Origin of the sequence: Desulfosporosinus sp. Sb-LF (genome assembly GCF_004766055.1) — a bacterium.
Taxonomy (GTDB): Bacteria; Bacillota; Desulfitobacteriia; order Desulfitobacteriales; family Desulfitobacteriaceae; genus Desulfosporosinus.
Window position 1 is genome coordinate 95,426 of sequence record NZ_SPQR01000010.1, and the last position, 13,893, is coordinate 109,318.

15 protein-coding genes, 1 rRNA gene and 3 pseudogenes are annotated in these 13,893 nt (G+C 39.5%); 17 read left to right on the plus strand and 2 right to left on the minus strand.

Features of this window, described 5'->3' with window-relative positions; translation table 11 throughout:
• Positions 1 to 94: 94 nt before the first annotated feature.
• Both E4K68_RS15560 and E4K68_RS15565 read right to left on the minus strand, forming a co-directional pair.
• The gene (locus E4K68_RS15560; protein ID WP_135379862.1) at positions 95 to 1,006 is read right to left on the minus strand and encodes a ribonuclease Z; all 912 of its coding nucleotides are present in this window, start codon (positions 1,004 to 1,006) and stop codon (positions 95 to 97) included.
• 79 nt (positions 1,007 to 1,085) lie between these two features.
• Positions 1,086 to 2,117, minus strand: coding sequence for an asparaginase (locus E4K68_RS15565; RefSeq protein WP_135379848.1), 1,032 nt, complete (start codon positions 2,115 to 2,117; stop codon positions 1,086 to 1,088).
• 313 nt (positions 2,118 to 2,430) lie between these two features.
• Here E4K68_RS15565 and truA point away from each other — a divergent pair, with 313 nt between their 5' ends.
• The 17 genes and pseudogenes from truA to E4K68_RS15645 form a co-directional block, all read left to right on the plus strand.
• Positions 2,431 to 3,168, plus strand: coding sequence for a tRNA pseudouridine(38-40) synthase TruA (truA, locus tag E4K68_RS15570; protein ID WP_199241798.1), 738 nt, complete (start codon positions 2,431 to 2,433; stop codon positions 3,166 to 3,168).
• A gap of 107 nt (positions 3,169 to 3,275) precedes the next feature.
• Positions 3,276 to 3,941 (plus strand): HD domain-containing protein, encoded by a 666-nt coding sequence (locus E4K68_RS15575; protein WP_135379849.1) that lies wholly within the window; start codon positions 3,276 to 3,278, stop codon positions 3,939 to 3,941.
• A gap of 115 nt (positions 3,942 to 4,056) precedes the next feature.
• Positions 4,057 to 5,220, plus strand: a complete 1,164-nt coding sequence (locus E4K68_RS15580) for an SLC13 family permease (protein ID WP_243450405.1) — start codon at positions 4,057 to 4,059, stop codon at positions 5,218 to 5,220.
• Positions 5,221 to 5,406: 186 nt separating this feature from the next.
• Positions 5,407 to 6,399 (plus strand): DUF4434 domain-containing protein, encoded by a 993-nt coding sequence (locus E4K68_RS15585; RefSeq protein WP_135379851.1) that lies wholly within the window; start codon positions 5,407 to 5,409, stop codon positions 6,397 to 6,399.
• A 237-nt stretch (positions 6,400 to 6,636) separates the two neighbouring features.
• A pseudogene (locus tag E4K68_RS15590) lies at positions 6,637 to 7,360 on the plus strand (DUF169 domain-containing protein).
• Positions 7,361 to 7,453: 93 nt separating this feature from the next.
• Positions 7,454 to 7,660 carry a helix-turn-helix domain-containing protein gene (locus tag E4K68_RS21155; RefSeq protein WP_243450406.1) on the plus strand — a complete coding sequence of 69 codons (207 nt, stop codon included), beginning with the start codon at positions 7,454 to 7,456 and terminating at the stop codon, positions 7,658 to 7,660.
• Between the two features lie 20 nt (positions 7,661 to 7,680).
• Complete coding sequence (locus tag E4K68_RS21160; protein WP_243450407.1) at positions 7,681 to 7,980, plus strand: hypothetical protein; 300 nt, start codon at positions 7,681 to 7,683, stop codon at positions 7,978 to 7,980.
• Between the two features lie 62 nt (positions 7,981 to 8,042).
• Positions 8,043 to 8,564 carry a molybdopterin-guanine dinucleotide biosynthesis protein B gene (gene mobB / locus E4K68_RS15600; RefSeq protein WP_135379864.1) on the plus strand — a complete coding sequence of 174 codons (522 nt, stop codon included), beginning with the start codon at positions 8,043 to 8,045 and terminating at the stop codon, positions 8,562 to 8,564.
• Between the two features lie 94 nt (positions 8,565 to 8,658).
• Positions 8,659 to 9,858, plus strand: a complete 1,200-nt coding sequence (locus E4K68_RS15605; RefSeq protein WP_135379852.1) for a saccharopine dehydrogenase family protein — start codon at positions 8,659 to 8,661, stop codon at positions 9,856 to 9,858.
• 8 nt (positions 9,859 to 9,866) lie between these two features.
• Positions 9,867 to 11,006 carry a carboxynorspermidine decarboxylase gene (gene nspC / locus E4K68_RS15610; protein WP_199241794.1) on the plus strand — a complete coding sequence of 380 codons (1,140 nt, stop codon included), beginning with the start codon at positions 9,867 to 9,869 and terminating at the stop codon, positions 11,004 to 11,006.
• 46 nt (positions 11,007 to 11,052) lie between these two features.
• On the plus strand, positions 11,053 to 11,307 hold the full coding sequence (locus tag E4K68_RS15615) for a hypothetical protein (protein WP_135379854.1): 255 nt from the start codon (positions 11,053 to 11,055) through the stop codon (positions 11,305 to 11,307).
• A gap of 304 nt (positions 11,308 to 11,611) precedes the next feature.
• A pseudogene (locus E4K68_RS15620) lies at positions 11,612 to 11,758 on the plus strand (UDP-N-acetylglucosamine--LPS N-acetylglucosamine transferase); the annotation flags it as partial.
• A 19-nt stretch (positions 11,759 to 11,777) separates the two neighbouring features.
• Positions 11,778 to 12,002 (plus strand): annotated as a pseudogene (locus tag E4K68_RS21165) (hypothetical protein); the annotation flags it as partial.
• Complete coding sequence (locus tag E4K68_RS15630) at positions 11,935 to 12,393, plus strand: histidine kinase dimerization/phospho-acceptor domain-containing protein (RefSeq protein ID WP_135379855.1); 459 nt, start codon at positions 11,935 to 11,937, stop codon at positions 12,391 to 12,393. The pseudogene E4K68_RS21165 and the gene E4K68_RS15630, both read left to right, overlap by 68 nt.
• 95 nt (positions 12,394 to 12,488) lie before the next feature.
• Positions 12,489 to 12,821 (plus strand): ATP-binding protein, encoded by a 333-nt coding sequence (locus E4K68_RS15635; RefSeq protein WP_158291440.1) that lies wholly within the window; start codon positions 12,489 to 12,491, stop codon positions 12,819 to 12,821.
• A 66-nt stretch (positions 12,822 to 12,887) separates the two neighbouring features.
• Positions 12,888 to 13,148: a hypothetical protein gene (locus tag E4K68_RS15640; RefSeq protein ID WP_243450408.1), complete on the plus strand. Its 261-nt coding sequence runs from the start codon at positions 12,888 to 12,890 to the stop codon at positions 13,146 to 13,148.
• A gap of 434 nt (positions 13,149 to 13,582) precedes the next feature.
• Positions 13,583 to 13,893: ribosomal RNA gene (locus tag E4K68_RS15645) — 16S ribosomal RNA — on the plus strand; the annotation flags it as partial.

The window sequence follows — 13,893 nt, forward strand, 5'->3', positions numbered from 1 at the left end:
GGATCAATAGAAAGTGTGGTAGGAATAATGTTAATTAGAGTTTGGCTCTAAAGTAAAATAGCTCATTGAAACAGGGCATAGACAATAAAGTATATTAATCAATATACTTTATTGTCTTAGTCAGTAAATCCCTTCCCACTATAGTATTTGTAAATATTGTTCTCGCAGACTCAATATAGTCTTCTGGCCTTGTTAATGAGGGGCTATAGTGAGTAAGCCAGAGTTCTTTTGCTCTTCCTTGTTTTGCGAGTAATCCAGCTTCAGAAAACAGCATATGCTTTTTCTGCACAGCTTTGCACAAGTTGTCTTCATCACCATACATTCCTTCACAAATAAAAAGGTCTGAGTCTTTAATAAACTCAACTAAGTCTTCTGTCGGCCTTGTATCAGTACAATAACAAACTTTAATCCCTTTCCTTACTTCACCAAGAACCATTTCGGGGCTTAGAGTTTTGTTTTCAAGTGTAATTGTCAAACCTTTTTGAAGACTATTCCAGTAGTTTACAGGAATGTTTAATTTCTTAGCACGTTCAACATCAAATTTATTCCGCCTTCTAAGCTCAATACAATAGGATAAACAGGGAAGAGTATGATCAACAGGTATACTCTTAATTTGAATATTGCTGATGCATGTCTCGGCACTTTCGATGTCTGAAAGCTCGATTAATCTCAAATCATAGGGTAATACAGGTGAAATGACCGTTAAACCCTCAACAATTTTCTGTATTCCTGGAGGCCCCATCAACGTTAACGGTTCTTCCCTTCCTGAATTACCTATTGAAAGAAGTAGTCCGGGTAGTCCAGCTATATGATCCGCATGATAATGGGTAAAGAGAATGGCATCAATCGCTTTGAACCCCCATTCGGCCATTCTCAGCGGGATCTGAGTCCCTTCACCACAATCGATTAGAATCATTCTTCCATTAGACTTTAACAGAAGGGATGTCAGCCACCTACCTGGCAGTGGCATCATCCCCCCCGTTCCCAACAAGCAAACATCAAGCATAAATATCTCCTCAATAACCAATGTTTAAAGGCTTTTAGCGGTAATTGTACTAACCTCTCTGAAAGGGTAGACAGAGTGTCTACATAGTTCGGGCCGGTTTATTAATAGGTTTTAGATTGAATACAGGAGACACTTTTCCAATGGTATCGCCGAAATTATTTCTATTAGCAAGTTCTCTATACTTCCCCAGGGAATTGAGTTCTTCCTCATCTAGAACATTTAAATCTTCAAGGCACCTCATAACAACTGGCCACAAAGCTCTGCTGTAGTTCCCATCTTCAATTTTAATGGCTAACCCGATATCCCTACCTTTAACACCGATGCAATAAACTCCCTCTGCGCCGAGCTTACCTACAAGTTTTCCATGGGTATGTTTTAACAACTCTGTACAAAAACCATCGGTTCCTGCCAGCATTTCAGGGTGTTTATTCATTGCCCTAAATATTTGCTCACAGGCATGCTTATATCCTTCATCTAAATCGTGGGGATTTGCGAGTTTGGCAAATCCAAGTGCCATATTGTAAAGTGGCATGCCATAGACTGGCACTGAACATCCGTCAGTTCCTAGAGAGATATAGTTTTCATCAATTTCACAGATGCTTGCAACAGTTTTCAAGATGTCCTTTTGAAGACGATGGTTTTCGTGGGTATAGTCATGGATACTAAGACCTAAGTGAATGCAGGTGGCAAGCATGCCGGCGTGTTTTCCTGAGCAGTCTGAATTCGTTGGATTAAGTTTGAAATTCTGTGAAACGAGTTCAAGGGCATACGCCTGATCAATTGAAAGGGTAGTTCCACATAGAAGTGAATCAATAGATAGGCCGATCTTTTTCAAAATTCCTATAACTGTCTCCCGATGGAATTGTTCTCCATAATGTGATGCACACATAATAGAGAGCTCAGCATCACTGAAACCAAACCTTTTTGCTGCACCGCTTAAGATAACATTGATTGTTTGAAGTGGTTTTCCGGCGGATCGGATAAAGGTAACCTTATAAGGATCTCCTATATATGATAAAACTTTACCACTTTTGTCTACTACGACAGCATCTCCTCTATGACAGGATTCAACTAAGGGTCCCCGTGATACATTTATAAGTATTTCCGACAATTTTAATCACTCCATATCAAATAGACAATTATCTATTGTACTTTATACTATACTCCCCTAAAAAATAGAGCAATACATCCGTAATGGGGTCTGATCATTGCCCTGTAGAGTTGTGCCGTTTACAATAAGTAGGCCTTGCATGAGTTTATGGTTCAGTGGTGAGACTATTATGGAAAACATAGACCTCACTAAATACACCTCTGACGATTATTGTAGTATACTAACATGTATCTATAAATAGATACAGAGGGAGCGTGAACTCTTGCGTTTGGAGCGAAAAATGGTACCTGAAAATAAATTAAAGGTGGAACTTATGAGGAATTTAAAAATGACGATAACTTATGACGGGTTCAAATATAAAGGATGGCAAAAACAAAAAGATACTGATCTAACGATACAAGGTAAAATTGAAGCTGTCTTATCAAAGATGACGGGAGAGGCTATTCAGCTAGTGGGTTGTGGAAGAACTGATTCTGGAGTACACGCTGAAAATTACATTGCAAATTTTCATACTAAGTGTGCTTTTAGTATTAACACAATGTTAGATTATTTATATGAGTATTTACCAGAAGATATAGTGGTAAAAACCATAGAAAATGTAGCTGAGAGATTCCATGCTAGATATAATGTAAAATCCAAAACTTATGTCTACAAAATAAATAACAACAAGTCCAGAGATGTGTTTAATAGAAAGTACACATATCACCTTGCGGAGAAACTTAATTTAATCGAAATGAGAAATGCTTCAGAGGTCTTAATTGGCAGTCATGATTTCCAGAGTTTTACTAACTCCAGAAATAGTGATAAATCGATGGTCAGAACGATTAATTTTATCAATATAATTGAAAAGGATGGACTTTTAACAATCGAAGTTAATGGAGATGGATTCTTGTTGAATATGGTAAGAATCATTGTGGGTACACTTATTGAAGTAGGTAAAGGTAATCTTAGACCAAGTGATGTTGAAAAAATATTAAATGAAAAGAAGCGATGGGAAGCGGGTCCCTTAGCTCAAGCAAAAGGCTTATTCTTAAGAGATGTCCAATATTAATATAACGGTAAAGGCATTCAAGAAATTGGGTGTCTTTTGTTATAGAGAAAAAATTCTGAGTTTCCAGAATGTAGGATGCAAGAATAACGACAAAAGGAAGATGAAACATGCAAACATTTCTTGAATTCGAGACGCATTTAATGAGTGATAATAAACCTTCAAACTACTTTGCGGAATTAAGCAAGACAGGAATATTCGGAGTAAAATACCCTTACACATTACTGGGTGACCTAATGAGAGTTCCCCAATCTCCGCAACATCATCCAGAAGGTAATGTTTGGAATCACACAATGTTAGTTTTAGATAATGCAGGGAAAAGGAGACATCTTAGCCAAAATCCGAAGGTGCTCATGTGGTCTGCTTTGCTCCATGATTTGGGTAAAGCATCCGCAACGAAGTCTATAAAGGGGAAAATAACCTCCTATGACCATGATAAATTGGGAGAGAGGCTTTCTGTTAAATTTCTCAAGGAATTTACTAGTGATAATGAGTTTATTAATCAAGTATCGAAAATGGTAAGGTGGCATATGCAAATACTCTTTGTTACCAAGGGGTTACCTTTTGCGGATGTTGATAGGATGGCTTCTGAGGTTTCCATCGAAGAGGTAGCACTTCTTGGATTGTGTGATAGGTTGGGAAGAGGAAATATGACCCTCGATAAAAAGCAGGATGAAGAGAAAGCAATAAAAACCTTTTTAGAGAAATGTAACAAATATTTAGATCGTAAAACAAAGAAGGGTCCAGACCAGGGTGCAGTTCAAGAACGACTATAGAACCAAGATATAGATACAAGTCAGCGAGATGCAGAGAAAGTTGGGTTGAATTTTGCTTTTTTCGGCCATAATCCTATCATTGACCTTGCTTGTTTTTACCCTTGGAAAAAGCCCAGTGTTTAGAGTAGATAGAGCCGGTGCATCAATTATTGGTGCATCCCTGATTATCGCCACAGGAGTAATCAGTTTCGATCAGGCGGCTCGAACGATTGATTATCGGACAATCGTTCTTTTGTTTTCTATGATGATAATGACGTCCTACCTAAACGTTTCTGGGTTCTTCCAAATGGCTGGAAACCAGTTTCTGAACCGTTTACATACTAAAAAGCAATTGCTGATCATGGTGATTGTCACAACAGGGATTTTGTCCGCCTTTTTCATCAATGATATTGTCTGTTTACTTTTTACCCCAATTGTAATCATGATTTGTAGGCAAGTAAACTTAAATCCAGTTCCTTACTTGCTCGGTGTAGCTACCGCTTCAAATATTGGTAGCGCTGGCACATTGATCGGTAATCCGCAGAATATCCTGATTGGCAGCCTTTCCCGAATCCATTTTGCTTGGTACATGATGTTAGCCATGCCGCTAACACTGCTTGGGTTGGCACTTATTTACTTGACGATAGTAAGGGTGTATCGGATGGAACTGATCGGCCCACTCCCGGAGTCTCTTCCGTTGACCGGGGCTATTCACTGGTATTTAATAAAGAAGGGCTTAGCTGTAGTCGTTCTAGTTTTAGCTGGATTTTTAGCAGGATTCGATCCGGCGATTGTGGCAAGCTCAGGAGCTGCTTATTTGCTAATAACTCGACGGATTAAACCTAATAAAGTCTATTCAGGAATTGACTTCAATCTTTTAGTTATTTTTATCGGCTTATTCGTAATTATTGGTGGGGTAGAACATAGCGGCCTGCTAATGCTCCTGATTAATATGCCATGGATGAAAAATATCCAAAGCCTACCTGTGTTTTCAGCTTTGACCGTGGTACTTTCCAATGTGGTAAGCAATGTACCCGCTGTCATGTTGCTGAAATCCTTGATCCCCCCAGAAACAGGTGCTATTTGGTGGGCTGTAATGGCAATTTTTAGTACGCTTGCAGGAAATCTTACTCTGACTGGTTCAATTGCCAATTTGATTGTGGTAGAGCTTGCTAAAAAGCAAAACGTGGAGATCGGTTTTTCAACCTATCTAAAAATTGGGTTTCCCTTGACCGTAAGCATGGTGATGATTGCTCTTGTTTATTTTACAATGTTGATCGAAGTTTTCCATGTTTCTTGATGAAAGCAGTGATGTTGTGGGGTTGGCGTTTGGCGCTAACCCTTCTTATTTGTTAGGGTACAGATTTGAACAGTCCGAATGAGTGGTTCATTGAATACAGTAAGTAAAAGAGAATCTGCTCATTTAGTGGCAAGGAAAGATTCAGCCGAAAGTAAATAGAAAAAATCTAAAAAGGGTTGAAAAGAGATGAAGAAGATATGGCGGGTGCTTTACAATTGGTGGAAAGGCTTTAGGCGCTTGTTCCGGCGATTTCGTAAGATTCAGCCAATATTTAGTAGTTCTTTCATTCAATATTGGTATTGCCAGAATTGGGACTGTGATCGATGGATTGAAGAATATCGAATGTTACAAAAGATAGGCATTCACGAAATAATCCTTCAGAGTACCGTCGATACAAAATCATATTACGCAGTGTATCCGACAAAAATGGAAGGGTATTCAAGCAACAGTACTGATATGATTGAAACGGCCTTGTCTGCTGCTGATAGCATTGGCATGAATGTCCGAATTGGTTTGGGGTTTAACAATGACTGGTGGTCAATAGACACACATGAGCAAGAATGGTTAGACCATGAGGCAGAGGTTAATACAGTAATCGTAAGAGAAATTGCAACAATGTATGGTGGGCATCGAGCCTTTGCGGGTTGGTACATTCCCTATGAAATTCACCCTTTGATGGCTCTGAATAATGTCCAACAAGCCAATTTAAATTTATTACTCAAAAAAATAGCTGGAAGCATTCATTCAATTAGTATGAAAACGATTATGATCGCCCCGTTTTATAATGGTCGGTTGTCAGGGCCTGTGACCTTGACACTTTGGTCCAATTCAGTTCGTCATATTTTTAATGATACGGGGATTGATATCCTTGCTTTGCAAGATAGTATCGGAGCTGGCTTTAACACGTTAGGGGATTTGGACGAAATCTATTCCTACACACAAAAGGCTGCCAATGAAATTGGCCTGAATCTTTATGCAGTCACCGAAACGTTTGAGGAGACTTCGGGAGGAAATATACCAGCTCCGCATCGTCGAATTCTTAAGCAATTATCGAAGACCTCAGATTATGTTAGTGGGTTCGTAGCCTTTAGTATTAACCACTATCAGAATGGGAACGAGCCAACTCAGGTAAACGGGTATGAGCATTATTATCGATACTTTCTCAATCACCTAAAGTGAAGGATCCGCCGATTCCCGTCGCTTTCGCCCGAGATCCTTCCCACATATCTCCAAAGTTCATTTAACTGTTAAAAGTCTTGAACTAGCTCACCCTAATGAGGGTAGGCTAGTTCAATATTGTATCCATGACATCAAAATCATAGGAACATATAATCAGTTAACAAAGGTAGTTGCTATATCTACAATTGTGATAACCACAATATATAGCATAGGAATAAACAAACAATTATAAAGGAAGTGTCAAAAGATGAAAGTGAGATCGCCAATGCCATAAAACTCAGAACCCAACCGGTTGCCGTATTTCGAACAGATATAAAACCTGAGGGCGCTCTAGAATTTCAGGAGGGAAGGTGGGGCTGCGTAACCTCAATGTTAAATGCTGCAACAAAAGGTCGCAGCGTTGTATTTGACTCTAAAACCACTGGCTGTGGGGGAGGAGCAGTGGGCCTAGGCTTTAAATAGTTCGAATTGGATTTTATGGAGTATTTTTTGTCTACTGGCGGGGTAGGTGAAAGAAGGAGAATTTTATAAAAAGAATCCTGTGCTAGCCGCAAAGTTTTTAACCGGATTACTGTTCGTCACTCCAAAAACGTATATTGTCTTCAAACCTTTGGAAGAATTAGTTGAAGGAGAAACACCGGAGGTTATCATTTTCCTTGCCAATGCTGATCAACTTTCCGCTCTGGTGTATCTTGCCAATTACGATAAACCGACCTAAGATAATGTTAAAGTCGATTTTGGCGCCGGCTGTCATCAGTCCGTACTTTATGCACTAGATCAAGTGGAGGCTGAGAATCCGAAGTGCTTTATAGGGCTAACTGATCCCTCGGCACGTAAATTCATTGACAAAGATATCCTTTCGTTTAGCATCCCCTTTAAACGGTTTTTAGAGTTAGAAGAGCAAGTAGAAGAAAGCTTTTTGACGACAAAAACCTGGTTGCAAATTGCAGAAAGAATTTAACCAAGCGGGAAAGGGGCTATAGCCCCTTTATTTTTTATCTGATATTTGTGCTTTAATAGTTTTACTGTTTACGAAATGAAAAAGGAGTAATCTATGAAAGATTTTAATATCGACAATTCTTTAGGTTTCATAGTCGCAAAAACCAACTATTTTATGAAATCCTATTTTACTAAGTTAATAAAAGGCAACAATTTAGATATAACAACAGAACAATGGGCAATCCTAAATGCTGTGTATCATAATCCAGGAGTATCACAAACTGACTTGGCCCGTTCATGCCTTAAAGAAAAACGAATGTAACCAGAATCTTGGACTTGTTAGTGAGAAAAGGATATGTAATTAGAAACATCGATCTAAATGACCGCAGGATATATAGCATAATGATGACAGAGTCAGGTGAAAGTGTCCTTGAACAGCTCATCAATATTTCGGATAATGCAAATAAAGCGTTCATATCTGATTTAAAAAAGGATGAATATCTTGAGCTTGCTCGCACATTAAAAATAATCTCGAGCTCGATTCACGGATGCAACCCTTCTAAGGGTCATTCAAAAGTGAAAATTTCAAAGAGATTGTATAGGGACTTGGAGGATATGACGGTCGAGATACAGGAAAACTAATAGTTAATTAACCATAAGAAATGAAGGGAGAAGTGGTTTTGAAGCCGGAATACGCGATAGAAATGAATCACCCACAACAAATCCCTGTCGTATCAGTTGTCGGGAAATCCGATGTGGGAAAAACTACGCTACTTGAGAAGCTTTTAAAGGAAGCTAAATGTAGGGGATGGCGAGTTGCTACGGTAAAACACGATGTTCATGAGTTTGATATGGACAAGCCAGGCAAAGATACTTGGCGACATGCTCAGGCGGGTGCAGATATGGTGGTGATCTCTTCACCCCGAAAAATTGCCATTTTGGAAAGCGTTGACGAAGACAAGCCTCTTGATGAAGTAATAAGTCGGATTCGTGGGGTAGATCTAATTTTCACAGAAGGGTATAAGCGCGCAAATAAGGCGAAAATTGAGGTCTTTCGTTCTGAAGCACATCAAGAGCTCCTTTGTGAGCCTGAGGAGTTGATGGCTATTGCAGCGGATATAACATTGGACAAGGGTGTTCCATGTTATGGTTTAGATGACGCCAAAGGGCTGTGTGATCTGATTGCAGAGAAGTTTAGCGTCAATGCCTCGGGATGTCATGAGTAGCTGATTGTATTCTCATTTTTTGTCGTATTATTGATTATTTGTAGTGGTTTATGTATAATTTGCATTGTTGTATAAGTGATTGGAGGGTGTTTAAATGGGAAAAGCTTTGATTATTGGCGCTGGCGGAGTTGCCAGTGTTGCTATTCATAAATGTTGCCAGAATCCAGATGTATTTGAAGAGATTTGTATCGCGAGCAGAACTGTCGAAAAATGTGAAGCTATCAAGAACAAATTGGTTGGGAGCGGCACAAAAATTCATACGGCTCAGCTTGATGCGGATAATACAGAAATGGTCATTGATTTGATAAAAAGCTTTAAGCCGGATATTGTCATTAACCTTGCGCTCCCTTATCAGGACTTAACCATTATGGATGCCTGCCTGGCTACCGGTGTTGATTATCTTGACACTGCGAATTATGAACCACCTGATGTAGCTAAGTTCGAATACAAATGGCAGTGGGCTTATCGGGAGAAATTTGCTCAAGCAGGTATCACTGCGCTGTTAGGAAGTGGTTTTGACCCTGGAGTTACAGGCGTCTTTTGTGCCTATGCCCAGAAACACTATTTTGATGAAATTCATTCTATTGATATTGTGGATGCCAACGCTGGCGATCATGGATATCCTTTTGCTACAAATTTTAACCCTGAAATAAATATTCGCGAAATTACGGCGAACGGAAGGTACTATGAAAACGGTTCGTGGGTCGAAACTGTTCCTCTTTCTTTGAAAAAGGTTTATGACCTCCCGGAGATAGGCCCAAAAAGCATTTATCTTATGTATCATGAAGAACTAGAATCTCTAGCCATTAATTTAAAGGGAATTAAGCGGATAAGATTTTGGATGACTTTCTCTGACAATTATCTTAATCACTTACATGTCCTCGAAAATGTTGGCATGACTTCGATTGAGCCCATAGATTTTGAGGGGCAACAGATCATTCCTTTGCAATTTTTAAAGGCTGTGCTTCCTGATCCAGCTTCCCTCGGGCCAAGAACGAAAGGGAAAACGAATATCGGTTGCATTATGCAAGGAATTAAAGACGGAAAGCCCAAGACCTATTATGTTTACAATGTTTGTGATCATCAAGAATGTTATGCAGAGGTTGGTTCACAGGCTATATCATATACAACTGGGGTTCCAGCCATGATTGGAGCAATGTTAATGCTCAAAGGTATTTGGAAAAAACCCGGTGTCTTCAATATTGAAGAATTTGATCCCGATCCGTTTATGGAGGCTTTAAATAAGTGTGGTCTACCGTGGCAGGAAAATTTCTCGCCAACTCTCCTTGATTGAGGTGTATAATGGACATTGATATCAGTGCCCTACCAACTCCTAGTTATATTGTCGATGAAAGACTCTTTTTAAGAAATCTTGAACTACTGCATTCCGTGCAACAACGTACGGGATGCAACATTCTTCTTGCTTTAAAAGGATTTTCCATGCATTCGTTATTTCCTTTAGTTGGCAACTATCTTAAAGGTGTCACAGCAAGCTCCTTGTTTGAGGCTAGGCTGGGTTATGAAGAGATGGGAAAAGAAGTTCATATTTATGCTCCAGCATATGTTGAGGGAGAATTTGATCAAATCCTCAGCAATTGTGATCATATTACCTTCAATTCATTTGATCAATGGAATCGGTTTAAGGACAAAGTAAAAAACGTTAAAACAAAAAAGATAAGTTGTGGCATTCGTATCAATCCGGAATATTCTGAGATAGAGACGCCGATTTATGATCCCTGCTATCAATATTCAAGACTCGGTGTAACGTTGTCTAATTTCCGGCCAGAAGAGCTTGATGGCATTGAAGGACTTCATTTTCACACCATGTGTGAGCAGAATTCGGATACCTTGGCACGGACGATTCAAGTGGTGGATCAAAAGTTTGGTGAATATATTAAAACAATGAAATGGCTCAATTTAGGTGGTGGACATCATATCACTAGACCTGATTATGACATTGAAACCTTGGTCCGTTCAATAACGTTTCTTCAGGACAAATACGGAGTAGATATATACCTGGAACCGGGTGAGGCTGTGGCTTTGAACACTGGATTTTTAGTTGCCGAGGTTCTTGACATAGTGGATAATGGCATGGAAATTGCTATTTTGAACACTTCGGCAGCATGTCACATGCCGGATGTGCTCGAAATGCCTTATAGACCTAATATTATCGATGCCGGAAAGCCTAATGAATATGCCAATACCTACAGACTGGGTGGTCTTACTTGTCTTGCTGGAGACATCATTGGAGATTATTCTTTCAAACAGCCTTTAAAACCGGGTGATAGGCTTGTATTTTGTGACATGGCCCACTATACTATGGTAAAGAATAATATGTTTAATGGTGTGAATCTACCTTCCATCGCACTTTTCAATGAAGCAGAAGGCATTAAAGTCATCAGACAATTCGGTTATGAAGATTTTAAAACCCGTTTATCCTGAGAAATTAGTTGCTATGATAAATATACACCTGCTGGTGAGGTTTTTTATGAATGATTTAGCGGATTATAAAAGAGCCAATAATAAGAAGAAGTATGTTGAGGATTTTCCAGAAGGGATTTTAGATGTAATTGAGACGGATTATCCTAGTGAATATTTTTTGTTATTAGAGGATCGAACCCAGATAACCACCTTGTTTACAAAGGAAGAATGGATCGACATCTTGACAAAGTCGAGAAATTCCTACAGATGTCATATTCAACGAATGAATTTAACGAGAAAATATTCGGCTCAAGGAAATTGACCTATTTCATAATTTTCGGTGTCTGCAATCATTCGTGTTCTTAGGGTTTAGGCTGTGCTCATGCACAGTCTGAACCTTTTTTTGCGTTATGAGTTGTCATTGGGATTACGAAAGAATACGTCCAGAGGATCATGTTGCGAAGAAACTTGAAACAAATAGAGACATTCAACTCTAAACTCTGAAAATGAAATGACAACAGATTAATTTAAGAATTTCCTAAGATTTTGGCTTGCTTTTATTAAGAACTAAGCCCTTATAATGACTCAAGTTGTTGGTAAACAGTTGTCGAGAGGGAGGACTGGATTTGAAGCACTTAAGGATTCTTGTATTCTCCGCAGCGTTTGGAAACGGACATTTGCGAGCGGCTGAAGCGGTTATTGAAGGGATACGTATCAAGGAACCTTTAGCAATAGTGACTCATTTGGATTTCGGTGATTTTCTGAGTAAGCGGTAACCCTAGTTTATATACCGCAATCTTAATTATTTTAGCAACTCAATTTGTGAAGCAGCATGTGATTTTAGATCTCTTATCTGCAATAGTTTTAGGTGGACTGATTTTTGATCGGATTTTTTACGTGAACATGGAGGGAATGCGCTCATGGCTAAAGGACACCTGCCGGTGCTATATTGGCATTCATTACGTTTATCGCCTTGTTTTATGTCCTAGCACGAAGAAAAATGCGTTACATCGATGAATTGGCTGGAGGAGTCTTGGAAATATCTAAGGGCAATCTAGACTTTCGAGTACCCCAGAAAAGCCAGGATGAGCTTGGGTCGTTAGCGGGTAACATAAATCATATGGCTGCTGAGCTTAAACTTAAAATCGAGGAAGAACGGCGAGCTGAGCGAACTAAAAATGAACTTATTACAAATTTCTCTCATGATTTAAGGACTCCCTTGACCTCGATCTTGGGTTATCTAACTTTGATTAAAGATCGGAAATTTGAAACTGACGAGCAATTTAGCGATTGCGTTAATATTGTTTACAATAAATCAGAGAAACTAGGGGGGGTAATCGAAGATTTGTTCGAGTATACCAAGCTCGCCAACAAGGGAGTTAAGTTGATATTGAAACGGTTTCCTTAAATAAGTTATTAGAGCAGTTACTTGAAGAGCATACACCTAGCTTCGAGGAAAACAATTTGGTCATAATCAAGGAGATTCCGCAGGAGAAGGTCTTTGTGAATATCGATGTTAATCAGACAGTTCGTGTTTTTGAGAACCTACTGCTTAATGCCGTAAAGTATAGTTATAAACCTGGCGAAATTGTTGTAAAAATTTCAAAGGAAGTTAATGGTGTCTTCGTGATTATAAAGAATGCCGGAGAACACATTCCCCAAGCTGAACTTGCGCGTTTATTTGATAGGTTTTACCGGGTTGAACAATCGCGGACTGCAGACAAAGGAGGCGGTTTGAGATTGGCAATCGCCAAAGGGATCGTAGAGTTGCAAGGTGGTCAGATATGGGGTGAATGTAGTGGGGAAGTTATCCGCTTCATCGTTAAGTTGACGTGAATGAGTTACTGAACGTTGGGCACCGTTTTAAAGTGAAGTTACTTTTAAACAGGTTTATAAAAGATTGTGTGCATAGAAAAATACTGCGAATCAAAAGCTATAGACAAACAGGTAACTGTTTTAAGTTTAGTGGAGGTGTTTTTAGCTGTGCGAGAATGGAAAGATTTATCTAACGATGAGAAAGAGATCATTACAACGATGAAGATGCAGGGTATTACCCCTGAAGAACTACTCCAAAGGATGCGTAACTCTGGGAGAATGAGTGAACAGGGCATTGAAGGCTTAAGAAAGGCCCTTGAAGATGTCAAGCCGTTTCTTGTTCATTAGGAATCAATAGTAGCGGTGCAACAACATGAATTTTTCTCTCATCGAAACCGGTGAGAGTTTTTTATTTGTGACTTCGTCCACTATCCTTAGTACCTAAAGTACCTTAGTGTGGTATGAAGCAATGCATAAAAAACTGTTGACAACACATGATAAAGGGAGTATTCTAACTGAGCGCCACAAAGACGCAAACCGATTGAAAAAGGTAAGGGGTAAAACCTTTGAACTAATCAATCAGAACAAACAAATTAGTGATTGACAACGTGAGTTGAAAATGCTAAGATGTGATTCCGGCCCAGACGGGTGCTGGAAACAAAGTTTAAACCATGGTCTTTGAAAACTAAACAACAAGGACAGCCAATGAGAGAAACTCGCAAGAGTTTCAAAGAAACAATGAGCAAGTCATCATCTTCTTCAATACAGAAGTTGAAATAACTTTTTTGGAGAGTTTGATCCTGGCTCAGGACGAACGCTGGCGGCGTGCCTAACACATGCAAGTCGAACGGAGAATTTCAATAAGTTTACTTAGCGAAATTTTTAGTGGCGGACGGGTGAGTAACGCGTGGGTAACCTACCCATAAATCCGGGACAACCCTTGGAAACGAGGGCTAATACCGGATAATCTTAGAAGCTGGCATCAGCGTTTAAGGAAAGGTGGCCTCTGAAAATGCTACCGATTATGGATGGACCCGCGTCTGATTAGCTAGTTGGTGGGGTAAAGGCCTACCAAGGCGACGATCAGTAGCCG